The sequence below is a fragment of the Hydrogenophaga sp. GW101-3F08 genome, assembly GCF_059424585.1.
Genome location: NZ_JBWKZP010000002.1, coordinates 801,839 through 825,657, shown reverse-complemented (window position 1 = coordinate 825,657; position 23,819 = coordinate 801,839). Strand labels below are relative to the sequence as shown.

The following is a 23,819-nucleotide window of genomic DNA, read 5'->3' as shown; positions in this document are numbered from 1 at the left end:
GGGCGCGGCGGTCACCAGGCCCAGGGCGAAGGCGGCGTCGGCGTCCAGGGCCTGGCCGATGGCGCCGCGCGCGGCTTCCATGGGGCCGGCTTCTTCGTAGAAGCGGCGCTGCAGGCGCGACTGGTCGTTCACCATGGGCAACGAACCAAAATTTTCATCGGACAAGGTCAGTCGCGGCGCTTTTTCAGGCTGATCTGGCAATGCCAGCATGTAGGTACGGTCGGCGCAAAAGGCCAGCTCAGCCAGCGTCCCGGCAAAACACGAACCCTCATCGATCAAAGCGAACAGGCTGCGAGAAGACACGTCCAGACGCGCGAAGGTGCGGCGCAGAAGCCCTTGGACCTCGCGAACCAACCAGTGATCGGCAAAGCGCTCGCGAAGCTGGTCGCACGCCAGCACAGCGGCGGCATCGCCCTCGGTTTTCAGGATCCAGGTGCCGATGTCGAGTTCGTTGGTGCGCAGGTTGAGGATGGCGTCGTCCAGTTCGCGGGCCATCTGCAGCGGGTACCAGGCGGCACCGGCGGCTTCGATGCCTGCGATGTCGGTCGGCTGGGCGCCGCTCGGGGCTTTGATGGTGAGGGTGGCGTTGCGTTTGGCGCGGTCGATGGCCACATTCACATAGGTGTAGGCCATGCCATCTTCGCTGTCGCTGCGTTCGATGCGAGGCAGGTTCACGCCTTTGGCGCCGGCCGGGCGGTCGCTCTGGGTGGCCAGTTTGGCGGCGCGTTCGCTCACGGCGGCGGCGAACTGCTGGGGCTTGGCCACGGCGTCGACCAGGCGCCAGTCCACGGCCTTTTGGCCGCGCACGCCTTCGCTGGTGGTACAGAAGATGTCGGCCAGGTCGTGGCGCACGTGGCGTTTGTCGGTCACGCGGGTCAGGCCCCCGGTGCCGGGCAAGACGCCGAGCAACGGCACTTCGGGCAGGCTGACCGCGCTGGAGCGGTCGTCGACCAAGAGGATTTCATCGCAGGCCAGGGCCAGTTCGTAGCCGCCGCCGGCGCAGGCGCCGTTCAAGGCGGCGAGGAATTTGAGGCCGGAATGTTTGCTGCTGTCTTCGATGCCGTTGCGGGTTTCGTTGGTGAACTTGCAGAAGTTCACTTTCCAGGCGTGGCTGGAGACGCCGAGCATGAAGATGTTGGCGCCGGAGCAGAACACGCGGTCTTTGCCGCTGGTGACGACCACGGTGCGCACTTCGGGGTGTTCGAAGCGGATGCGGTTCAGGGCGTCGTGCAGTTCGATGTCCACGCCCAGGTCGTAGCTGTTGAGCTTGAGTTTGTAGCCCGGGCGGATGCCGCCGTCTTCGTCGATGTCGATCGCCAGGGTGGCAACCGCGCCATCGAAGGCGAGTTTCCAATGGCGGTATTCGCTCGGGGCGGTTCGGTAGTCAACCATCTGAGCCTGGCGCGTGACGAAGGGATCGGGAGCGTTCATGGGGCCATTCCTAGGTAAATGCAAGATGCTGTTGGGCTGGATTTGATGCATCATAGTGCACGTAATTGCACCAGGTCAAGCATTTTAATGCATATAACAACCCATCACTCTCACTGCCTGCGCGAATCACACCCAATAGGCGTGCAACATACTGCTTGACAGATCATCACATTCCGCTAGTCTTGCCGAACTGCACAATAGTGCATACCCCATGACCACCAGGAGACTCCCGTGAACCCCGATGCATTCAAGACCCTGCTGCAAGACGTGACGCGACAGATCGGCGACCGTGCGCTCGACGCCCCGCTACAGGCGTGGCTCAACCATGAACTGGGCGCCGCCTCGCCCACCTACCGCGAACTCAAGGCCGCGTGCGAACAAGGGGTGGCCGAGGGCTGGCTCTGCCAGCGCGAAGGGGGCGGCCTCAGGTACGGACGGATCTTCAAACCCGACGACGCCCTGCACCGCTTTTCGGTGGACGTGGTGGACATGAACAGCCTCGCCGGCCCCCACCATGCGCACCCCCTGGGGGAAATCGATCTGATCATGCCGCTGGACGACACGGCCACCTTCGACGGTCGCGGCGCGGGCTGGCTGGTCTATGGCCCGGGCTCGGCGCACTCGCCCACCGTGGCCGGCGGCCGCGCCCTGGTCCTGTACCTGCTGCCCGAAGGCCGCATCGAATTCACCCAGTGAGCCGCCGTCCGCCGCGAAAAAGAACCCATGAACACCACCACCGTTTGCCGCGTGGACTGGGCCGGCAGCGCCGTCGACATCGAAACCCGGTGGATGCCCGCCAGCACCGCCGACCGGCCCCTGCTGGTGTTCCTGCACGAGGGGCTGGGCTCGGTCAGCATGTGGCGAGACTACCCCGCCCGGCTCTGCCAGGCGCTGGACTGGCATGGCCTGGTCTATTCACGGCCCGGCTATGGCCGCTCGACCCCACGGCCCGCGGACCAGCACTGGCAGCCCGACTTTCTGGAGCGCCAGGCCAGCGAGGTGCTGCCGGCCTTGCTGCGCACACTCGGCGTGCACCAGACGTACCGCGAAGTCTGGTTGCTGGGCCACAGCGACGGCGGGTCGATCGCGCTGATCCACGCCGCGCGCCACCCCGAGTCGGTGCAGGGCCTGATCGTGGTAGCGCCCCACGTGATGGTGGAAGACATCTCCGTGCGCAGCATCCAGCAGGCGCGCGAGGCCTACCTCCAGACCGACCTGAAAGCCCGGCTGGCCCGGCACCACCAGGACCCGGACTCGGCCTTCTGGGGCTGGAACGACGTCTGGCTGTCCTCGGCGTTCCGCCACTGGTCGATCGAAGACCTGCTGCCGCTCATCCGCTGCCCGGTGCTGGCGGTCCAGGGCAGCGCCGACGAATACGGCACGCTGGCCCAGATCGAGCGCATCGGCGCCCTGGCACCGCAGGCCACGACGCATGTCATGCCGGGTTGCGGCCATTCACCGCACCGCGACCGCCCCGACGAACTGACCCACACCATCGAGACCTTCGTGGCCCGGTGGCCCCGGCACGGGCGGTAAAGCACGGGAACGCCATCGACCTCCCGGTGGCGACCTGGTGCAGCCGGCTGCAGCGCGGCGTGCGCCCACCTATGATCGGCGGCAACAGCCCCGAACCGAGGTCCCATGCAAGCCCCCGAACAACCCATCCTGCGCGACCTGGTCCTCGTTGGCGGGGGCCACAGCCACGTGGTCGCCCTGCGCATGTTCGCCATGCGGCCCGAGCCGGGCCTGCGCATCACGCTGATCTGCACCGACATCGACACGCCCTACTCCGGCATGCTGCCCGGCCACATCTCGGGCCACTACAGCTTTGACGAGGTGCACATCGACCTGGGCCGCCTGGCGGCGTTTGCCGGGGCGCGCTTCATCCACGGTGAGGTGATCGGCCTGGACCGCGCCAACCAGCGCGTGTTGCTGCGCGACCGGCCGTCGATGCCCTACGACCTGCTGTCCATCAACACCGGCTCCACACCCAAGCTGCGCCAGGTGGATGGCGCGCGGGCGAACACCGTGCCGGTCAAGCCCATCGCCCATTTCAACCAGCGCTGGCTGCAGTTGCTCGACCGCGTGCGCGCGCTGCACAGCCGCTTCACGATCGCCGTGGTGGGCGGTGGCGCCGGCGGCGTGGAGCTGGCGCTGTCCATGCAGTACCGGCTGCGCAACGAGCTGCAGAAGCTGGGCCGCAACCCCGAGCTGCTGCGTTTCGTGCTGCTCACCGCGAGCGACACCCTGCTGCCGACGCACAACCCCTCGGTGCGTGAGCGTTTCGCCCGCATCTTGCGCGAGCGCCATGTGGCGGTGCACACCCGCGCCGAGGTGACGCAGGTCTCGCCCGGCTGCCTGCACACGCAGGACGGCCGCACCTTCGATGCCGATGAGACGATGTGGGTCACGCAGGCCGGCGGGCCGGCCTGGCTGCAAAGCACGGGCCTGGCGCTGGACGAGGACGGCTTCATCCAGGTCAATCCGCAACTGCAGGCCCTGGACGACCCGAAGATTTTTGCCGCGGGCGACGTGGCCTCGTTCACGGCCCGACCGCTGGAGAAGGCGGGAGTGTTCGCCGTGCGCATGGGCCCGCCGCTGGCGAAGAACCTGCGTCTCAGCCTGTGCGGCCAGCCCCTGGTGGCCTACCAACCCCAGCAACAATGGCTGGCGCTGATCTCCACCGGCGACCGCTACGCCGTGGCCTCGCGCGGCGCCCTGGGCTTCGCCGGCGCCTGGGTCTGGACCTGGAAGGACTGGATCGACCGCCGCTTCATGCGCAGGTTCACCGAGCTGCCGGCCATGGCGGACGCGGGCCCGGCAGCGGCCGCGCCCACCAGCGGCCTGACGCTGAGCGCCGAAGAATCGCAGCAGGCCATCTCGGCCATCGCCATGCGCTGCGGCGGCTGCGGCGCCAAGGTGGGCGCCAGCATCCTGAGCCGCGCCTTGGGGCAGCTGCAACCGGTGCAGCGCGACGACGTGCTGATCGGCCTGCACGCGCCCGACGACGCTGCCGTGGTGCGTGTACCGCCCGGCAAGGCCATGGTGCACACCGTGGATTTCTTCCGCAGCTTCATCGACGACCCCTACCTGTTTGGCCAGATCGCGGCCAACCACGCGCTGGGCGACATCTTCGCCATGGGCGCCGAGCCGCAGTCCGCCACGGCCATCGCCACCGTGCCGCCCGGCCTGGAGGCCAAGATCGAAGACCTGCTGCTGCAGATGATGACCGGCGCGGTCGAGGTGCTGAACGCCGCGGGCTGCAGCCTGGTCGGTGGGCACACCGGCGAAGGCCGAGAGCTGGCGCTGGGCTTCGCCGTCAACGGCCTGATCGACGAGCAACTGGACGGCGTCATGCGCAAGGGCGGCATGCGGCCCGGCGACGTGCTGCTGCTCACCAAACCCATCGGCACCGGCACCCTGTTCGCGGCCCACGCGCGGCACGCCGCCAAAGGCCGCTGGATCGCCTCCGCGCTGCAATCCATGGTGGTATCGAATCAGGCCGGCGCCCAGATCCTGCGCCAGTACGGCGCCACCGCCTGCACCGACCTGACCGGTTTCGGCCTGCTCGGGCACCTGGTGGAGATGACGCGCCCCTCGGGCGTGGACGCCGAGCTGCAGTTGAGCGCCCTGCCCTTGCTCGACGGTGCGGTGGAATGCGTCGAGGCCGGCATCGTCAGCTCGCTGCAACCGGCCAATGTGCGGCTGCGCCGCGCCTTGCGCAACGCCGAAGACTTCGTGAAAGACCCGCGTTACCCGCTGCTGTTCGACCCGCAGACGGCCGGCGGCCTGCTGGCCAGCGTGCCGGCCGATCAGGCAAGCGCCTGCATCCGCGCCCTGAAGGCCGCGGGCTATGCGCAGACGGCCGCCATCGGGCGCATCCGCGGCGCTTCCGACGCGCTGGAACCGGTGGTGCTGACCCCCTGATGGCGTGTGTCAGACCGGAGGCCCTTGCCATTGGTGGATGTCCAGCACCCGCCCGCCGGGCGGCACGTCGTCCGGGTCGTGCGTGACCAGCAAGGTCGGAATGCGCTGGCGGGCGATCTGCTCGAACACGAAGCCGCGGAACTGCGCGCGCAGCTCGGCATCGAGCCGGGAGAACGGCTCGTCCAGCAGCAGCGCGCCGGGCTCCGCCAGCAAGGCGCGCATGAGGCTCACGCGGGCGCGCTGACCACCCGAAAGCGTGGCGGGATCGCGGTCGTGGAAGCCGTCCAGCCCGATCTCGCGCAGCGTCTGTTCCACCCGCGCGCGGCGCGCGGTGGCGCCCTTGAGCGCCGCGGGCAAGGCGAAGGCCAGGTTCTGGCCCACGCTCAGGTGCGGAAACAAGAGGTCGTCCTGGAACAGGATGCCGACACCCCGCGCTTCCACCGGCAGCTGGTCGCGGCGCTGGCCGTCCAGCCACAGCTCACCGCTGGCCTGGAAGGCCGGGTCCAGATCGCCCACCAGCCAGTTGAGCAGCGTGGACTTGCCCGAGCCCGAAGCCCCGGTCACCGTCGCAATGGCGCCCCGCTCGACCTGCAGGTTCAGCCCCGCAATCAGCGCATTCGGGCCCTGGGTGATGGTGAGGTTCCGTATATCCAGCATGTCAACGAAGTCCTTTCCGAGCGCGGCCGGCCCAGTGTGACATCAGCGCCGCCAGGCCAAAGCCCAGCAGCGGCAGCGCGATCTGCAGCATCGCCTGCACGGCCAGCACGCGGCGGTTGCCGCCGGCGCTCAGGGCCACGGCCTCGGTGGTCACGGTCACAAAACGCCCGCCACCCGCGAACAGCGTCGGCAGGTACTGCGCCACGCTCACCGCAAAACCCACGGCCAGCGCGGCCAGCATGGGCTTCAACAGCATCGGCCACTTCACACTCCAACAGGCCCTCAGCGGTGAATGTCCGAGCGCCCGAGCGGTGGTCATGAGGCGGCGATCAAATCCGCGGTAGGGGCCGATCAGCGTGAGCACCATGTAGGGCAGCACCCACAGCAGGTGGCTCCACACCAGGCCGGCCGCGGTGCCGTCCACCTGCAGCCGCAACAGGGCCGCGTATTGCGCCGCCACCAGCGGCAGGGTGGGAATGATCAGCGGCACGTACAGCACGGCGTTGAACCGCTGCGGCCCCCACTCCAGCCAGAGCAGCGCCGCCGGCAGGCACAGCAGCACCGCCGCCGCGCCGAGCCACAGCGTGGTCCAGAACGGCGCCCAGTCGGCCTGCCGCCAGGTCTGCAGCGAGAGCGATTCGGGCCACAGCGCCGGGAAAAACCAGCTGTCGGCGAGCGACCACACCAGCAGCACCGCCACCACCGCGTAGCCGATCAGCAGCAAAGGCACATGCAGGCCCACGCGCGCCGGGCGCGGCGCGGGCCGGCGCTCGCCCGAAGGGTAAGCAGCGCTGCGAACGGTGTGGCGCCACAACCAGCGCGCGGCGCCGGCCCCCAGCAGGAACAGCCCCAGCAACACCAGCGAGGCCGCGCCGCCTTTGGCCTGCATCGCGGCATCGGGGTCGATGAGCCATTGCCAGATCAGCACGGCCAGGGTGGGCGGTGTGCCCGGCCCGAGGATCACCGCCATGTCCACCACCGACAGGCTGTAGGCCCACACGGCGGCCAGCGGCCAGCCCAGGCGCGGCAGCAACTGCGGCCACAGCACCAGGTGCCAGACCTGCACCCGGCTGTAGCCCAGCGAGCGGGCCACGACCATGTGGCGCTGCACCTGCTGCTCACCCAGGACCGCGACCAGCACCCACAAGAGAAACCAGCTCTCCTTGATGCCCAGCGCCAGCGCCAGGCTCAGGCCATGGGGGTCCTGCACCGTGATCCAGGCGGGCGGATCGGCCCAGCCCAGCCCCTGGGCCAGCGCGCGCGCCAGCCAGCCCGATGGCGAGAGCAGAAAAAACAGCCCCACCGCAAAGGCCGCGTGCGGCACCGACAGCAACAAGGGCATGCGCCGCTGCAGGTCGGCCCAGCGGCGGCCCGGGTAATACAGGGTGGCGAGCACGGCGGCCATCGCGGCGCCCAGCGCGGTCCCCAGCAAGGCCGAGAGCAAGCTGGCCTGCAAGGCCTGGGGCCACTGGGCGTCGGCCCACAGGGCCTGCCAGACGGCGGCGTCCAGCGCGGGCGCGAGCGCCCAGTACAACCCGGGCAGCAGGGGCCCGAGGATCAGCGCCACCGGCAGGGCCGCCAGCCACACCGACGACCATCGCCGCCCGTGGCCCGGCGACCCAAGCGGTGCCAAGCGCCGGATCAGCGTGAGCCGTAGCGCTTGAGCCACTCCGCCTCCAACGCCTCCACCCAGCTGGCGTGTGGCTCGGCGAGCGTGGGCACGGCCTCGGCCAGCGCGCCGGGCGCGGTCTTGCGCATCGTGGACTGCATCGCGGCGGGCAGTTTGGCCATGTCGAGCACGCTGGGGTCGCCCCAGACCGCCACGTCGGCCTTGCGGGCCTGGGCTTCGGGCGACAGCAGGAAGTTGGCCACCACCTGGGCGCCGGCCCGGGCCTTGGCGTTGACCGGGATGGCGACAAAGTGCACGTTGCCGATGGTGCCGCCCGTGAAACCGAAGCTGTAGGCCGTGGCCGGCAACTGGCGCGTGGTGATCAGGTTGGCCGCTTCGTTGGGGTTGAAGGTCAGCGAGAGCTTGAGCTCGCCATCGGCCAGCATGCGGTGCATTTCCGCGGCGCTGGCCGGGAAGGTCTTGCCGCTGCGCCAGAGCTGCGGGTACAGCTGGTCCAGATAGGCCCACAGCGGTGCCGTGGCCGAGGCGAAACCGGCGGCCGACACCGGCGCCTGCAGCAGCTGGCGGTCGGGCGCCAGCTCGATCAGCACCTGCTTGACGAAGGTGGTGCCGTGAAAGTCGGGCAGCTTGGGGTAGCTCACGCGGCCCGGGTTGGCTTTGGCAAACGCCAGCAGCTCGGCCGCCGAACGCGGCGGCGTGGGCGTCTTGGCCTTGTCGGCGATGAAGGTCAGCTGCGCCGTGCCCCAGGGCGCTTCAAAGCCATCGGTGGGCACCGAGAAGTCGCTGCGCACGGGCTTGTTCAGGTCCACCGCGCCCCAGTGGGGCAGGCTCTCGGCCCAGGGGCCGAACAGCAGACCGCCCTGCTTCAGGTTGCGGAAGTTTTCACCGTTGATCCACATCAGATCGACCGAGCCGTCCGTGCGGCGCCCGGCGGCCACCTCGGTCTGCACCCGCTTGACCACCTCGGCCGTGTCCGTCACCTTCACATGGCGCAGCTCCACGCCGTAGCGGCCCTTGACCTGCTGCGCCACCCAGCCGATGTAGGCATTCGTCGCCTCGCTGCCGCCCCAGGCGTTGAAATACACCGTCTGGCCCTTGGCCTCGGCTTCGACCTTGGCCCAGTCGGCGTTCGCGGCAAAGGGGAGCGACAGGCTCAGCGCCAGGGTGGTGAGGGGCAGGCATTTCATGTGCAAAGACTCCAAAGAAGACAAGGATGTAAGCCCATGGTCGGGCGACGCCGCCAAAGCTTACAGCTTCGCCACGGTCATCCGGCCGTTGTTGCCAACAGGTCTTGCACCTCGTGGAAATCCGCCAGCATGCGTTCGATGCACCGCATGGACAGGCAGTCGTTCACCCGGTTCTGAACATGTTCGATCAGCGCGGTGAGGCCTGCGAGGGGGTCCGGTTCGTTAAGCAGTGGCGCCCGGTCTTGCGGTAAAGGCAGCGGCAGCGCATGGATGGCAGCAAGGGCCCGCACGATGGGCTCCAGATGACCTGGCTCACAGGCGGTCGTGCCCAGGATTTCTTCAACCAGCAGGGCGCCCCGGGGCAAAAGGCCCGACGGGTTGGCCACCCCCTCCAGCATCGGAACATGACCCGAAGCCGCGGCACGTCGGAAGCAGGCGCTTTGGTACCGGAGGTTGTCCAGAGCGGCCAGCTCCATCTGGCATTGTTTGGGAATGCGTGCCAGCAGACCGGTCCCCCGCAGGCGGACATGCCAGTGGGCAAGCCCCTTGTCGGGCAAGGTCTCCATTGCGGGACAAGGTATGCCCCAGGGCCTCCACCTAGCAACCCACAAAGAAAAACGGGTTAGCTCATTTCTGAGCTAACCCGTTGATTTTAATGGTCGGCGTGGCGGGATTCGAACTCGCGACCCCTTGCACCCCATGCAAGTGCGCTACCAGGCTGCGCTACACGCCGACAAGCCTCAAATTATAGCCGGCAAAACACCGCTTTCAGCTCGCGTGGCGCAGAAGCTCTCGAATTTCCAGCAATTCGCGGCGCATATCGCGCAACAGCGTGCCCGATCCATTGATCGCTGGCGCCGTCACCGCGATATCGCTCTCCGCATCGGCGCCAAAAGTCGAGTCATCCACAGGGAACTGGGAATCCAGATCAAGTTCGATGACCTCGATGCCTTCGACTTCGTCCTGACGACGCTTGTCCCGCTCGGCCTGCACAAGCTCCTGCAGCTTGTTGCGCGCACCACTGATGGTGAACCCCTGGTCGTACAAAAGTTCGCGGATCCTGCGGATCATGAGCACTTCATGGTGCTGGTAATAGCGGCGGTTGCCACGCCGTTTCATGGGCCGCAGCTGGGTGAATTCCTGCTCCCAATACCGCAGCACATGCGGCTTGACACCACACAACTCGCCCACTTCACCAATGGTGAAGTAGCGCTTTGCGGGAATGGGCGGGAGCGTTTTTTCCATGAAAATCAAGGCGGTACGGACCGAACCTTGAAATTTACTCTAACACAGTCGGGCCTGTCCTGGCAGATGAAAAATTCCATACAAACTGTTGCAAATGCCACGCTATCCCATAATTTAAAAAGCGACAACCCTTGAACAGATGAAAAAAAGCCCGGTGATCACTAGACCACCGGGCCGGTATGGGAAGCACCGAGATCAGCCGCCGACGATGGCAGTCTGTACCTGCTCCTTGAGCTTGGGGCTGGCGTGGAAGGTGACCACGCGGCGCGCCTCGATGGCCACCGGTTCACCGGTTCGCGGGTTGCGCCCGGGTCGGGGGGCCTTGGTCCTGATCTGAAAATTGCCGAAACCCGAGATCTTCACATCGGTGCCATTGACGAGGCTGTCGGTGACGAGATCAAAAAAAGCATCGATCATGTCTTTGGACTCTCGCTTGTTCAGACCAATTTGGTCAAACAGCAATTCGGCGAGCTGCGCTTTGGTCAATGCCGGCGTTTCCAGGCTTTCAACGGCGAGTTCCATGCGATGAACCTCCATTTTTTTGTGATCAGGCACGCAGCCTGGCTGCGACGCGCTGCCCCAGTGATTCGAGCACCGCTTTGATGGCAGCGTCGATGTCCTCGTCGGTCAGTGTAGCGTCGTCCCGATTGAGCACCAATCGCATGGCGAGGCTTTTTTCGTCGGCTGCCAGCGCACCGGGAGTGCTCGCATCGGCGCCGACCTGCTTCTTGGGCCGGTACACATCGAACAGCATCACATCGCGCAGCCAGGGATTGGCGGGCGCACGAATGGCATCGACCACCGCCGCGTGGGTAACGGACTCCTTGACCACGATGGCAAGGTCGCGCTCCACCGCCTGATGGCGGCTCACCCCCTGGTAAGCCGGCACATCGCGTGCCAGCACGGCGTTGAGGTCGAGCTCAAACATCACCGGCGCCTGAGCCAACTCATAGGCCTGCCGCCATTTGGGGTGCAGCTCGCCCACATGGCCAATGCAAGACCCAGCCAGCCAGACACTGGCGCAACGACCGGGGTGCATGGCGGGATGTTCGGCCGCCCTGAATTCGACCGACCTGGGTGCGAGCAGCGCCTGCACGTCCCCTTTGGCGTCAAAGAAGTCCACCGCGCGTGCGGGCGAGCCCCACTGCAGGACGTCAACCGCACCGAAGCACAGTCCGGCCACGCGCATCGGTTGATCGAACCCGGCCACACTCGTGTCGCTGTCGGTCACCGACGCGTCCTTGCGGAACACGCGACCCACCTCGAACAGGCGCACGCGGTCGGCACGGCGGTCCAGATTGAACTTGAGCGCGGCCACCAAGCTGCCGAGCAATGAAGAGCGCATCACGCTCATCTGGCTGGCGATGGGGTTGAGCAGACGGATCGGATCGGCGTTACCCGCCAGTTCCGACTCCCAGCGCTCTTCGACAAAGCTGAAATTGATGGTCTCCTGATAGCCCAGCTGCGCCAAGGCGCGGCGGACCGCAAACGGACCACGGCGCGCTTCGGTCCGGACCTTGGCGGTGATGGGTGCCTGTGGCGGTGTGTCGGGCAGTTCGTTGTAGCCCACGACACGCGCCACCTCTTCAATCAGGTCTTCTTCGATCTGCAGATCAAAGCGATAGGCCGGTGGTGTCACGGTGAGGGTGCCATCACCCTCCGCCACAGGCAATCCCAGACGCCGCAAAGCAGCTGCGCATTGCGCCTGCGTCAGTGGCATGCCGATCACCTTGACCGCGCGCGCCACACGCAAGGTCACCGGCGTGGCCTGCGGCAGGTGGATCACCTGGTCATCCAGCACCGCCGCCTGCCCGCCACAAATCTCCAGCACGAGCTGCGTGATGCGCTCGACATGCTCCACCGTGGTCGAGGGGTCCACACCGCGCTCGAACCGGTGTCCGGCATCGGTGGAGAAGTTGTACCGCCGCGAACGCCCGGCAATCGCCTTGGGCCACCAGAAAGCGGCTTCGATGAAGATGTTTTGCGTGTCGTCGGACACGGCGGTGGCATCTCCGCCCATGATGCCGGCCAGCGACTCGACCCGATGGTCGTCCGCGATCACACCCACGTCGGCGTTCACCGTGATGGTGTTGCCGTTGAGCAGCTTGAGCTGCTCGCCCTCGCGACCCCAACGCACCTGCAGGCCGCCGTGAATCTTGTCGAGGTCGAAAATGTGCGAAGGGCGGCCCAGCTCGAACATCACGTAATTGGAAATGTCCACCAGCGGCGAGATGCTGCGCTGACCGCAGCGCGCCAGTCGCTCGACCATCCAGGCCGGGGTCTGCGCTTTCGTGTTCACACCGCGCACAATGCGGCCGCTGAAGCGCCCACACAGGTCGGGCGCCTGCACGCTCACCGGCAGGCGGTCCGGTATCTGCACAGCGGCCTTGGGAAACTCGGACGGCAGCAACGGCGTATCGGTCAGGGCCGACACCTCACGCGCGATGCCGTACACACTCAGGCAGTGGGCCAGATTGGGCGTGAGCTTGAGCGTGAACAGCATGTCATCCAGGCCCAGCTGTTCGCGGATATTGCGACCGACCACAGCGTCGTCGCCCAGTTCCAGCAGACCGTTGCTCTCTTCGGAGATTTGCAGCTCCTTGGCCGAGCACAGCATGCCCTGGCTTTCAACCCCGCGCAACTTGCCCAGCTTGATGGCAAAAGGCTTGCCGTCTTCACCGGGCGGCAACAGCGCACCCACGGTGGCACACGGCACCTTGATGCCGGCGCGCGCGTTCGGGGCACCGCAGACGATGTTCAGCGGAGCACCCTGCCCCACATCCACCTGACACACGCGCAGGCGATCGGCGTTGGGGTGTTGTTCGGCGCTCAGGATCTGGCCCACCACCACGCCGGTGAAAGCGGGCGCGAACGGGCGAAGTTCTTCGACCTCCAGACCGGCCATGGTCAGGGTGTCGGCCAGTTGCTGGCTGGTCAGGGGTGGGTTGCAGAAGGCGCGCAGCCAGGATTCGGGAAATTGCATGAAACGACTCAGTACGTGGGCACAGCAAGGGCTTCGACCGGGAACACCGCAGAACCGGCTTTGCCGGGCTGCTGGTGTTGCCCCCTGAAGGGGGTGACGCGAAGCGGCGCGGGGGTGTTCATGGTCTAACGGAATTGCGAGAGGAAGCGGATATCGCCGTCGAAGAACAGGCGCAGGTCGTTCACGCCATAGCGCAGCATGGTCAGGCGGTCCGGCCCCATGCCGAAGGCAAAGCCGATATAGCGTTCAGGGTCCAGTCCCATGTTGCGCACCACGTTCGGGTGCACTTGACCCGATCCGGCCACTTCGAGCCAGCGCCCGGCCAGTGGACCACTCTGGAACTGGATGTCGATTTCAGCGCTGGGTTCGGTGAAGGGGAAGAAGCTGGGACGGAACCGCAGCACCAGATCGTGGCTTTCAAAGAAGGTCCGGCAAAAATCGGTGAAGACATACTTCAGGTCCTTGAAGCTCACGTTTTCGCCGATCCACAGACCTTCACACTGGTGAAACATGGGCGAATGCGTGGCGTCGCTGTCCACACGGTAGGTGCGGCCCGGCGCGATCACGCGAATCTCGGGCATGCCCTGGCCTGCGTCCAGCGCAGCGCGGTGGCGCTTGACATGTTGCACCGCATGGCGGATCTGCATCGGACTGGTGTGGGTGCGCAGCAGGTTGGGGGCCTTCTCACTGCCGCCTTCAACGTAGAAGGTGTCGTGCATGGAACGCGCCGGGTGGTCCTCGGGCGTGTTCAGGGCAGTGAAGTTGAACCAGTCGGACTCGATCTCAGGGCCTTCGGCGACGTCGAACCCCATCGACGAGAAGATCGCCTCGATCCGCTCCAGCGTCAGGCTGACCGGGTGCAGGCCACCCTGTCCACGCTGACGGCCGGGCAACGTCACGTCCAACGCCTCGGACTTGAGCTGGGCCTGGAGTTCCGCGTCAGCGAGCGCTTGGCGACGCGCGGTGAGCGCGGCTTCGATCGCCTGCTTGGCCTGGTTGATGGCAGCTCCGCGGGTCTTTTTTTCGTCCACCGACAAAGCGGCCATGCCCTTCATCAGCTCGGTGATGCGACCCGACTTGCCCAGGAACTGGGCCTTGGCATTTTCCAGGTCGGCAGGGGTGACGGCCTGCGCAAAGCCAACACGTGCGCTATCGACCAGTGCGTCCAACTCGTTCATGTGTGTTTACAGGTTTGCAAAACAAAAAAGGGGTTGAGCGCTGCGAGGGAAATCCCTCAAGCCTCAACCCCTTTGAGCGACAGGGGAAACCGCCGCCGGAAAGGCGACGGTCATCCCATCGTGAATCAAGCGGCCAGCTTGGCTTTGACTTGCTCCACGATGCTGCCAAAGGCAGCCGGGTCGTTCACGGCCAGATCGGCCAGGACCTTGCGGTCGATTTCAATAGAAGCCTTTTTCAGGCCATTGGCGAACTGGCTGTACGTCAGGCCGCAAGCACGGGCACCGGCATTGATACGCGCGATCCAGAGCTGACGGAAGACGCGCTTCTTGTTGCGGCGATCACGGTAGGCGTACTGCCCAGCCTTCATCACCGCCTGTTTGGCGATGCGGAAGACGTTACCGCGGCGACCGCGAAAACCCTTGGCAAGGGCGAGAACTTTTTTGTGGCGGGCGCGTGCCGTTACACCACGTTTGACGCGAGGCATGAGTGACTCCTTGTTCGTCGTTGATCAAATACCCATGCCGGGCAGCATCTGTGCCATGTGACCCATATTGGTCTCATGAACAGTCACCGCACCACGCAGATGGCGCTTGTTCTTGGTGGTCTTCTTGGTCAGGATGTGACGTTTGAAGGCTTGACCGCGCTTGACGGTGCCACCGGGACGAACGCGGAATCGCTTCTTCGCGCTGCTCTTGGTCTTCATTTTGGGCATATTCATGCTCCTTTTCATTTGTGCTCGTGAGGCGCCGCGAACCTTCCGCAGACTTGTTGGCCCCGAGCCACTTTTATGAAAAGCCTTGCGGCTTCTCGTTCGGCAACCGGTTTTTCAACCAGTGCCTCGAACCGGCAGGAGACTACCCTGCCCGTCCAATCCTTGTCACAACAGCCGCACTACCTCAGGCTGTCGGCTGCTCAGCGCTTTGCGCCGCCGTCGCCTCGGTCGCCTTGGCAGCACCGCCGGCCTTCTTGCGACCTGGCGCGATCATCATGATCATCTGACGACCTTCGAGCTTGGGAAACTGCTCCACCACGATCGAATCGGCCAACTCATCGCGTATGCGATTGAGCAACGCCAGCCCCAGATCCTGGTGCGTGATTTCACGACCACGGAAGCGCAACGTGATCTTGCACTTGTCACCTTCATCGAGAAAACGCCGGATATTGCGCATCTTGATGTTGTAGTCGCCATCATCGGTCCCAGGACGGAACTTGATCTCCTTGATCTCGATAACCGTCTGCTTAGCCTTCGCCTCAGCCGCCTTCTTCTGCTCCTGGTACTTGAACTTGCCGTAGTCCATCAGGCGACACACCGGAGGATTGGCCGCAGCCGCAATTTCGACCAGATCCACATCCAGCTCACCAGCCATGCGCAGCGCTTCCTGCAGACTGACAATGCCCAGCGGCTCGTTCTCCGGCCCGTTGAGGCGAACCTCGGGGGCCATGATTTCACGATTCAGTCGGTGCGCGCGCTCCTCGCGCTGGCGGCGGTCACGAAAATTGGTAGCTATGGTAGGTTCCTTTGCGTGGGCAGATCAAACAGATGGGCAACCTATTGGCAGCCCCAGTGCGTCCGCATTGTGTGCTGCAGCCGCAGGGGCATCAACCGGGTGTTTGAATTCAAACCTTGGATGAAATGTCTGCCGTGATAAGTCTGGAAAAGTCTTCCAGCGGCATGACCCCGAGGTCTTTGTTACCTCGCGCCCGCACAGCCACGGCACCAGCCGCCTTCTCTTTGTCGCCCACGACAAGGATGTAAGGGAGCTTTTGCAACGCGTGCTCCCGTATTTTATACGTTATTTTCTCGTTGCGGAGGTCGATCGTGACCCTAAGCCCTTGATTCTGCAGTGATTCCGCGATTTCGCGACAGTATTCGGCCTGCGCATCGGTGATATTGAGCACGGCCACCTGCACCGGCGCCAGCCATGTCGGCAGCGCACCCGCGTGCTCCTCGATCAATATCCCGATGAAACGCTCCAGGCTGCCGACGATGGCGCGGTGCAACATCACCGGTCGTTGACGGCTGCCATCCTCCGCCACGTACTCGGCGTCCAGCCGCTCCGGCATGGAGAAATCCACCTGCATCGTGCCACACTGCCATTGACGCCCGATCGCATCCTTGAGCGTGTACTCGATCTTCGGACCATAGAACGCACCTTCGCCCGGGGACAACTCGAACTCACAACCCGAAGCACGCAGACTCTCGACGAGCGCATGTTCGGCCTTGTCCCATATCTCGTCGCTGCCAATGCGCGCATCGGGCCGCGTGGCAACCTTGTAGATGATGTTCTTGAAGCCAAAGTCGGCATACACCTTCTGCAGCAGCGCGGTGTATGCAACGCATTCGCCCAGAATCTGGTCCTCGGTACAGAAGATATGGCCATCGTCCTGCGTAAAGCCACGCACGCGCATGATGCCGTGCAGACCGCCACTGGGCTCATTGCGGTGACACTGACCAAATTCTCCGTACCGCAAAGGCAGATCCCGATAGCTCTTGATGCCCTGCTTGTAGATCAGAATGTGGCCCGGGCAGTTCATGGGCTTGAGGGCATAGTCGCGCTTTTCACTCTCCGTGGTGAACATGTTGTCGCGATACTTGTCCCAATGACCGGTCTTCTCCCAGAGACCTTTGTCCAGAATTTGCGGACCCTTGACCTCCTGGTATCCGTTGTTGCGGTAGACGCGGCGCATGTACTGCTCCACCTCCTGCCACAGCGTCCACCCCTTGGGGTGCCAGAACACCAACCCGGGCGCGTGTTCGTCAATGTGAAACAGATCGAGCTCACGCCCGAGCTTGCGGTGGTCGCGCTTCTCCGCCTCTTCGAGCATGGTCAGGTGCTGCTGCAGTTCATCCTTGGTCGCCCAGGCCGTGCCGTAGATGCGCTGCAGCATTTCGTTGCGGTGATCACCACGCCAGTAGGCGCCCGCCACCTTCATGAGTTTGAAATGTTTGAGCTTGCCGGTACTGGGCACGTGCGGGCCGCGGCACAGGTCTTCGAACGCACCTTCGCGGTAGAGCGACACATCCTCGTTGCTGGGAATGCTGGCAATGATCTCGGCCTTGTAGTGCTCACCCAAGCCTTTGAAGTACGCCACCGCCTCGTCGCGCGGCAGCACTCGACGCACCACCGGTTCGTCCTTGGCGGCCAGCTCGGCCATGCGCTTCTCGATCGCCACCAAGTCGTCGGGCGTGAAAGGCCGCTTATAGGAGAAATCGTAGAAGAACCCGTGTTCGATCACCGGGCCAATGGTGACCTGGGCATCCGGAAACAGCTCCTTGACGGCATAGGCCAGCAAGTGGGCGGTGGAGTGGCGAATCACCTCCAGACCGTCTGTGTCTTTGGCCGTCACGATGGACAGCGAGCTGTCCTGCGTGATCTGAAAACTGGTATCGACCACCTTGCCATCGATCTTTCCCGCCAGAGCGGCCTTGGCCAAACCAGCACCGATCGAGGCGGCAACCTCGGCCACGGTGACCGGGCCAGAAAACTCGCGTTGTGAGCCGTCAGGGAGCGTGATGTGCAACATGGGTGTCCAGAAACAAAAAAGCGCGGCAAGGGCCGCGCTGGAGTGGAGAGAAAGAAAAGAGAATCGGGCAGGCGCGAACTGCTGGCCTCAAAGGGCCTGGAGAAGCTTCTCCTGAGTTCGCGGTGTCATAACCAGATTGCCTTTCTCGCTCTTGCTGATTCGAAGAGCTTGAATTTTCCCACAAAAAAGCCCGGGACAGGCCCGGGCTTCGTCTCCTCACCGCTCGGGGGCGCTTTTAGTGGAACTGCTCTTCTTCGGTCGAGCCGGTCAAGGCTTTCACGGAAGACGAACCGCCTTGGATCACCGTGGTGACGTCGTCAAAGTAGCCCGCGCCGACTTCCTGCTGGTGCGACACGAAGGTGTAGCCCTTCTCGCGCGCGGCGAACTCAGGCTCCTGCACCATCTCCGTGTAGTGCTTCATGCCTTCGCCACGGGCATAGGCATGGGCGAATTGGAAGGTGTTGAACCAGTTGATGTGGATACCGGCCAGCGTGATGAACTGGTACTTGTAGCCCAGCGCAGCCAGATCCTCCTGGAAGGAGGCAATCTGCTTGTCGTCCAGGTTCTTCTTCCAGTTGAAGGACGGCGAGCAGTTGTAGGACAACAGCTTGCCAGGGCAGGCGCCTTGCACGGCCTGGGCGAACTCGCGGGCAAAGCCGATGTCGGGCACGCCGGTTTCGCACCACACCAGATCGGCGTAGGGAGCGTAGGCAATGCCGCGGCTGATGGCCTGCTCCAGGCCGTTCTTGACGCGGTAGAAGCCTTCTTGCGTGCGCTCGCCGGTCAGGAAGGGCTTGTCGTTGGCATCGTGGTCGCTGGTGATCAGGTTGGCGGCTTCGGCATCGGTGCGGGCCAGCACAATGGTGGACACCCCCATCACGTCGGCGGCGAAGCGCGCGGCGATCAGCTTTTCGCAGGCTTCCTGCGTGGGCACGAGCACCTTGCCACCCATGTGGCCGCACTTCTTCACAGCGGCCAGCTGGTCCTCAAAGTGCACGCCGGCGGCACCGGCGGCGATCATGTTCTTCATCAGTTCGAAGGCGTTGAGCACACCACCAAAACCAGCCTCGGCATCCGCCACGATGGGCAGGAAGTAGTCGATGAACTCAGGGCTGCCCGGCTCAATGCCACGGCCCCACTGGATCTCGTCGGCGCGCTTGAAGGTGTTGTTGATGCGGCGGACCATGGTGGGCACCGAGTCGTAGGCGTAGAGCGACTGGTCGGGGTACATGGTTTCGCTGGTATTGCCATCGGCGGCGACTTGCCAGCCCGACAGGTACACGGCCTCCAGACCCGCCTTGGCCTGCTGCATGGCCTGACCGGCGGAGATGGCGCCAAAGGCGTTGACGTAGCCCTTCTTGGCGCCGCCGTTGACCTTGTCCCACAGCTTCTCGGCGCCACGCTTGGCCAGCGTGTGCTCTACCTGCATGCTGCCGCGCAGACGCACGACGTCCGCTGCGGAATAGCCACGCTTCACGCCCTTCCAGCGGGGGTTGGTTGCCCAGTCCTTTTCCAGGGCGTCGATCTGCTGCTGACGGCTCAGTTGCTCGTTGAGGGATTGGGGCATGTGTTCACTCCATGAGGTTGATTGAAAGGGGTCGGCGGGTGCGTTCGAGAACGCGATGCCGGTGAAGAGACTTTAAGTCTTATAGAAGACTTTGAAAATCTCTTATGTCTTATATAAGACAAATATTTTTCTTTTTAAATTCAACAACTTTCTATCATAATTTCTCAATGCGAAAACATTTCTCTCGTATTGAGAAAATTTCTTGCGGCGCACCATTTCATGATTTCATATAGAGAAAATTGATTCTCTCATCCTGAGATGGTCAGAGTCCCTTCTTCTTTCTTTCAGGGTTCTGCTCTTGACAGGACATCGGATCCCTCGGCCCCCTGCGCGACCTATTCCGCACGCAACAAGCATCGGCGTGTTCCAAGCATGACGTGAGACGCTCGCGCTCGCCGCCGGTCAAGCCATCGCGCAGGCCGGCATCGATCTCTCCGCGCTTGCCCCATTCGAGCAAGTCCGCGACACGCAGCCAATATGGGCGGCCATCGATTCGACGGCCTCGCGGGCGGGTGTATTTACGTCATGCCCCATCAGCAATGATGGCCATTGCCGTGCCGTTCACGGGGGAACCACTGACTACATCACAGAAAATTGCGTTTGCCATCGCGCCCGACTCGGCCCGGTGTTGGCAACGCTTCCAGAACGATGAACTTAAGCGACCTGAAACAAAGTCAAGCGCACCACAGCCCTGTCGGATGCGTGATGCCCATCCACAGCGCCCAGCCAGACGTGGCCGCCAGCGCCAATCCAGCCAAACGGATTCCCCATGCGCCCGAGCGGCCACCACGCAGACGCAGCAGCAACCACGGTGCAGCGGTCAGCGAGACAGAGGTTCCAAGGGAGAACAGCGCCATGATGGCCGCGCCCTCCAGCGCATTGGCCGAGAGCGACGCCACCAACAGCGCCGAATACAACAGGCCACAAGGCATGAGTGCCCAGGCAACGCCCAGCACCACCGGAGCACGCTGCCCCAATGTGGTCAGTACGGGCCTGGCTTTGCGCCAGACGGTTTGCCCCAGATTTTCGATCCATGCCGGCTGGCGCGCCTGCCAGATCAGCACGGCCCCCAGCACCAACGCCCCGACATGAAACATGGTCCAGACCGGACGTATGGCGGTGGTATTCGTGCCCAACCATGCCAGCCCTTGCACCGAGCCGGCGGCAAAGGCACCGAACAAGGCATAGCCGACCATGCGACTGAGCTGGAACGTCCACAAGGCGCGCGTGCTCCGCTCACCAGCGGCACGACCGATGCCTGCGCAGGCCGCGCCACACATGGCGACGCAGTGGGGCCCGCCGGCCAGCCCCATGAAAAGGGCCGTGATCGCCATTGAAGTCTGCATGAGGGCACTGTAGCGCAGTCGGCAGCCCAGGGTGCTTCGGGCTTCGAGTCGAACAAGCGATCAGATGATCTTGGAGAAACGTGCCCGGTCCTGGTCCACCTGCAGGTTCTTGTCGAACACCATGGCAATGGCCCGCACCAAGAACCAGCCCGTGGCCGTCACCTGCACACCACTGTCGTCGATGGTGACCAGCCCATGTTCGGCCAACCCGGCCAGCGCCTCCAGTTCGCGCGCGAAGTACGTCTTGAAATCGATCAGGTGTCCAAGTTCGATCGACTCGTACTGGAGCTGCCCCTGGCACATGATGGACATGATCACCGACCGGCGCAGCAGATCATCGCGGGTCAAGGCCAACCCGCGCACGATCGGCAGTCGCCCCTGATCGAGCGCGTCGTAATACTCCTCCAGCGTCTTGGCGTTTTGGCTGTAGGTGGCACCAATGCGACCGATGGCCGAAACACCCAGCGCGATCAGGTCACAGTCTGGCTGGGTGCTGTAACCCTGGAAGTTTCGGTGCAAGCGCCCCTGCCGCTTGGCCACGGCCAGCGCATCGGTCGGCAAGGCAAAGTGATCCATGCCAACATAAACGTATCCAGCGCCCATCAGCGCATCGAGCGAGGCCGACAGCATGGACAGCTTGTCACCGCCGCTGGGAAGCTCCGCAGAGATGATGCGTCGCTGAGGCTTGAAACGCGAGGGCAGATGCGCATAGGCGTAGAGCGCAATGCGATCCGGGCGCAGGGCATTGACTTGCGCCAGCGTGCGGGAGAACGACTCGGGCGTCTGCAGAGGCAGGCCGTAAATCAGATCGACATTGACCGACTCAAACCCGATCTTGCGCGCCGTGTCCACCAGCGCGAACACCTGCTCGGCCGGCTGTACGCGGTGGACCGCCTTTTGCACAGCGGGGTCAAAGTCCTGCACGCCAAAGCTCAGGCGGTTGAAACCCAGTCTGGCCAGGGTCTGCAGGCGCTGGTCGGTGACGGTTCGGGGATCGACCTCGATCGAGTATTCGCCGCCTGGCACCAGTGTGAAGTTTCGCCGGATCATGGCCATGAGGTCTTCGAGTTCGGCGTCCGAGAGGAAAGTGGGTGTGCCGCCACCGAGGTGCAACTGTGAAACACTGTGCCCCTGACCGAAATGCTGGACCTGAAGATCGACTTCACGCGACAGGTAGCGCAGATACTCGGCGGCGCGCTCATGGTGCTTGGTGATGACCTTGTTGCAGGCGCAGTAGTAACAAACCGACTCGCAGAACGGGATGTGCACGTAGAGAGACAGGGGCAACGCCATCGACCCGGCCCGGCGTTGCTCCAGCGCCTGGACATAGTCCTGCTCGGTGAAGGCTTCAACGAAACGATCAGCGGTCGGATAAGAGGTGTAACGCGGTCCGGGGACGTCGAATCGCTTGAGCAATTCGTTGGAAATGGCATGACTCACAAACAATTCTCCAGTTCTTCAGCTTTACTGTGCATCATGCACAGGGCGAGCCCCTTGATCTTGATCAAGCCCACCCGTCATACTCGGGTTGACCCTGAGTTCCCGTCTCTGGAAACCGATGCTCGCTCGACAGGCTGCGGAACCATGGGGTAAGCTCGGGCTGCAATTCCGGGAAAAATATGGACGTTCATAGCATCAAAGTCGCCTGTTCAAGCTGCAACCTGCGCGAGTTGTGCTTACCCATGGGATTGAATTCCGAAGAGATGGACAAGCTCGACAGCGTGATTTCTTCGCGACGCAGGATCAAGCGCGGAGCGGCGCTGTTCAACACCGGTGACAAATTCACCTCGTTGTATGCGGTTCGTTCAGGTTTCTTCAAGACCTGTGTGACCACGGCTGACGGCCGGGACCAGGTCACGGGCTTCCAGATGACAGGCGAAATCATTGGTCTGGACGGCATCGTCAGTGACCACCATTCCTGCGATGCGATTGCGCTGGAGGACGCCGAGGTCTGCGTCATGCCGTTTGACGATGTCGAGCAGCTGTCGAGAGAGTTCACAACCCTGCAGCACCATGTGCACAAGATCATGAGCCGTGAGATCGTGCGCGATCACAGCGTCATGTTGTTGTTGGGCAGCATGAGGGCGGAAGAGCGGCTGGCCGCCTTCCTGCTCAATCTGGTACAGCGCCTGCATGCCCGAGGCTTCTCGCAGTCGGAGCTGATTCTTCGCATGACCCGGGAAGAAATCGGGAGCTACCTCGGCATGAAGCTTGAGACGGTGAGCCGCACGTTCTCGAAGTTCGTCGAGGAAGGCACGATCGAGGTCAAGCAACGCTACGTTCACATCAAGAACACCGACGCGCTCAAACAGATCGTCAACCCACAGTCCTGTCGCTGAACTCAGGCAGCGGCTTCTGGCCCGCATCCGGCATACCCCAAAAACCAAGCCCCGCCGAGACTGCTCGGGCGGGGCTTGATTTTTGAGCAACAAACTGCTTCAGGAACACGAACCGTTCTTGGCACAGTCGCGAGGTCGCTCCTCCAACGGAACGGGACAACGGTTGACCTCGAACGGGGACATGGACAAGAGCGCTGTGAGTGAGCTCGACACCATGGTCACCAGCCAGAAAACAAAGAAGGCCATCGTATAGACGGCCTGCCTGGACATCTCCAGCGGTTGCCCGAACCAGTGCAGATCACTGGGATCGACCATGGCAAACACGATCATCTCCAGTACGGCGGCCACCAGAAAAGCCGGCCATGCAATCCACATCCATCGCTGAGCCCACATTGTTTTGTCTCCTTGGGTTCTGTCGCTGACTCGGAGGTTGTCGTGATGCGCCTCACGAAGCTTTGATCATCACACACCTATTCGTCGGTTGGAACCACCGGTGAGGCCGCGTGATTGCGCGCCTGGTGGGCGGGCTGCAGCTGGATCAGCGCGTCAATGCGGGCCTGCCCTTGCAGCGACCGCGCGACCTGGAGGTTGCGCTCGTAGTCTTCCTTGTCGAGCACGGGATCGGCGCCCTTCACCGCAATGACGGCGGTGATGATGCTCGCGACCACCACCAGCAATGGTCCCCCCACCACCAGCCACATGTGGGGAACGCGCCACCAGGAGACAGAAGGCTTAGGGTCCGGATTTTTGAGGGTTGCGGTATTCATTGAAGACTCCAGAGTGGTCGGTGGATGGGCGACGTC

The 23,819-nt window shown here is 63.7% G+C and carries 22 protein-coding genes, 1 tRNA gene and 1 pseudogene; 4 read left to right on the top strand and 20 right to left on the bottom strand.

All coding sequences use genetic code 11. The features are described 5' to 3' along the window. A partial coding sequence (boxC, locus tag AC07YZ_RS09495) for a 2,3-epoxybenzoyl-CoA dihydrolase (RefSeq protein ID WP_494794553.1) occupies positions 1 to 1,431 on the bottom strand: 1,431 nt, incomplete at its 3' end. A gap of 231 nt (positions 1,432 to 1,662) precedes the next feature. Between boxC and AC07YZ_RS09490 the strand changes: the two genes are divergently transcribed. From AC07YZ_RS09490 to selD, 3 genes are all read left to right on the top strand, one after another. Beyond that, the gene (locus AC07YZ_RS09490) at positions 1,663 to 2,127 is read left to right on the top strand and encodes a DUF4863 family protein (RefSeq protein ID WP_226493425.1); all 465 of its coding nucleotides are present in this window, start codon (positions 1,663 to 1,665) and stop codon (positions 2,125 to 2,127) included. Positions 2,128 to 2,154: 27 nt separating this feature from the next. Then, positions 2,155 to 2,967, top strand: coding sequence for an alpha/beta fold hydrolase (locus tag AC07YZ_RS09485; RefSeq protein ID WP_494794552.1), 813 nt, complete (start codon positions 2,155 to 2,157; stop codon positions 2,965 to 2,967). Positions 2,968 to 3,072: 105 nt separating this feature from the next. Next, the gene (gene selD / locus AC07YZ_RS09480; protein WP_494794551.1) at positions 3,073 to 5,358 is read left to right on the top strand and encodes a selenide, water dikinase SelD; all 2,286 of its coding nucleotides are present in this window, start codon (positions 3,073 to 3,075) and stop codon (positions 5,356 to 5,358) included. A gap of 9 nt (positions 5,359 to 5,367) precedes the next feature. Here selD and AC07YZ_RS09475 read toward each other — a convergent pair whose 3' ends face one another. From AC07YZ_RS09475 to hemN, 17 genes and pseudogenes are all read right to left on the bottom strand, one after another. After that, entirely contained in the window at positions 5,368 to 6,015 is a 648-nt protein-coding gene (locus AC07YZ_RS09475) for an ATP-binding cassette domain-containing protein (protein WP_494794550.1), read from the bottom strand. 1 nt (position 6,016) lies between these two features. Beyond that, entirely contained in the window at positions 6,017 to 7,684 is a 1,668-nt protein-coding gene (locus AC07YZ_RS09470; protein ID WP_494794549.1) for an ABC transporter permease, read from the bottom strand. Continuing rightward, positions 7,657 to 8,832: an ABC transporter substrate-binding protein gene (locus AC07YZ_RS09465; protein WP_494794548.1), complete on the bottom strand. Its 1,176-nt coding sequence runs from the start codon at positions 8,830 to 8,832 to the stop codon at positions 7,657 to 7,659. The genes AC07YZ_RS09470 and AC07YZ_RS09465 overlap by 28 nt, the downstream gene beginning before the upstream one ends. Positions 8,833 to 8,909: 77 nt before the next feature. Further along, positions 8,910 to 9,398, bottom strand: coding sequence for a hypothetical protein (locus tag AC07YZ_RS09460; RefSeq protein ID WP_494794547.1), 489 nt, complete (start codon positions 9,396 to 9,398; stop codon positions 8,910 to 8,912). Positions 9,399 to 9,488: 90 nt separating this feature from the next. Continuing rightward, positions 9,489 to 9,565, bottom strand: a tRNA-Pro gene (locus AC07YZ_RS09455). Positions 9,566 to 9,600: 35 nt separating this feature from the next. Next, entirely contained in the window at positions 9,601 to 10,077 is a 477-nt protein-coding gene (locus AC07YZ_RS09450; RefSeq protein ID WP_226493432.1) for a MerR family transcriptional regulator, read from the bottom strand. A gap of 195 nt (positions 10,078 to 10,272) precedes the next feature. Then, positions 10,273 to 10,599: an integration host factor subunit alpha gene (locus AC07YZ_RS09445; RefSeq protein ID WP_226493433.1), complete on the bottom strand. Its 327-nt coding sequence runs from the start codon at positions 10,597 to 10,599 to the stop codon at positions 10,273 to 10,275. A gap of 25 nt (positions 10,600 to 10,624) precedes the next feature. Beyond that, a complete protein-coding gene (pheT, locus tag AC07YZ_RS09440; protein WP_226493434.1) occupies positions 10,625 to 13,060 on the bottom strand; it encodes a phenylalanine--tRNA ligase subunit beta in 2,436 nt (811 codons plus the stop codon). Between the two features lie 125 nt (positions 13,061 to 13,185). Continuing rightward, entirely contained in the window at positions 13,186 to 14,238 is a 1,053-nt protein-coding gene (gene pheS / locus AC07YZ_RS09435) for a phenylalanine--tRNA ligase subunit alpha (protein ID WP_494794546.1), read from the bottom strand. A gap of 125 nt (positions 14,239 to 14,363) precedes the next feature. Further along, positions 14,364 to 14,723 (bottom strand): 50S ribosomal protein L20, encoded by a 360-nt coding sequence (gene rplT / locus AC07YZ_RS09430; protein WP_068175536.1) that lies wholly within the window; start codon positions 14,721 to 14,723, stop codon positions 14,364 to 14,366. A 24-nt stretch (positions 14,724 to 14,747) separates the two neighbouring features. Then, on the bottom strand, positions 14,748 to 14,951 hold the full coding sequence (gene rpmI, locus AC07YZ_RS09425) for a 50S ribosomal protein L35 (RefSeq protein WP_066151481.1): 204 nt from the start codon (positions 14,949 to 14,951) through the stop codon (positions 14,748 to 14,750). A 184-nt stretch (positions 14,952 to 15,135) separates the two neighbouring features. Further along, entirely contained in the window at positions 15,136 to 15,747 is a 612-nt protein-coding gene (infC, locus tag AC07YZ_RS09420) for a translation initiation factor IF-3 (protein ID WP_494794575.1), read from the bottom strand. Between the two features lie 109 nt (positions 15,748 to 15,856). Beyond that, entirely contained in the window at positions 15,857 to 17,764 is a 1,908-nt protein-coding gene (gene thrS, locus AC07YZ_RS09415) for a threonine--tRNA ligase (protein WP_494794545.1), read from the bottom strand. Between the two features lie 235 nt (positions 17,765 to 17,999). After that, positions 18,000 to 19,331 (bottom strand): isocitrate lyase, encoded by a 1,332-nt coding sequence (gene aceA, locus AC07YZ_RS09410; RefSeq protein WP_226493437.1) that lies wholly within the window; start codon positions 19,329 to 19,331, stop codon positions 18,000 to 18,002. A 379-nt stretch (positions 19,332 to 19,710) separates the two neighbouring features. Beyond that, positions 19,711 to 19,832, bottom strand: a pseudogene (locus AC07YZ_RS09405) (IS3 family transposase); the annotation flags it as partial. A gap of 173 nt (positions 19,833 to 20,005) precedes the next feature. Further along, positions 20,006 to 20,665: a sulfite exporter TauE/SafE family protein gene (locus AC07YZ_RS09400; protein WP_319004824.1), complete on the bottom strand. Its 660-nt coding sequence runs from the start codon at positions 20,663 to 20,665 to the stop codon at positions 20,006 to 20,008. Positions 20,666 to 20,737: 72 nt separating this feature from the next. Then, a complete protein-coding gene (gene hemN / locus AC07YZ_RS09395) occupies positions 20,738 to 22,117 on the bottom strand; it encodes an oxygen-independent coproporphyrinogen III oxidase (protein WP_226493439.1) in 1,380 nt (459 codons plus the stop codon). A 179-nt stretch (positions 22,118 to 22,296) separates the two neighbouring features. Between hemN and fnr the strand changes: the two genes are divergently transcribed. After that, a complete protein-coding gene (fnr, locus tag AC07YZ_RS09390; RefSeq protein WP_226493440.1) occupies positions 22,297 to 23,016 on the top strand; it encodes a fumarate/nitrate reduction transcriptional regulator Fnr in 720 nt (239 codons plus the stop codon). Positions 23,017 to 23,115: 99 nt separating this feature from the next. Here fnr and AC07YZ_RS09385 read toward each other — a convergent pair whose 3' ends face one another. Together AC07YZ_RS09385 and AC07YZ_RS09380 are read right to left on the bottom strand one after the other, a co-directional pair. Next, complete coding sequence (locus AC07YZ_RS09385; RefSeq protein ID WP_494794544.1) at positions 23,116 to 23,409, bottom strand: hypothetical protein; 294 nt, start codon at positions 23,407 to 23,409, stop codon at positions 23,116 to 23,118. A gap of 77 nt (positions 23,410 to 23,486) precedes the next feature. After that, entirely contained in the window at positions 23,487 to 23,783 is a 297-nt protein-coding gene (locus AC07YZ_RS09380) for a nitrogen fixation protein FixH (RefSeq protein WP_494794543.1), read from the bottom strand. Between the last annotated feature and the right edge of the window lie 36 nt (positions 23,784 to 23,819).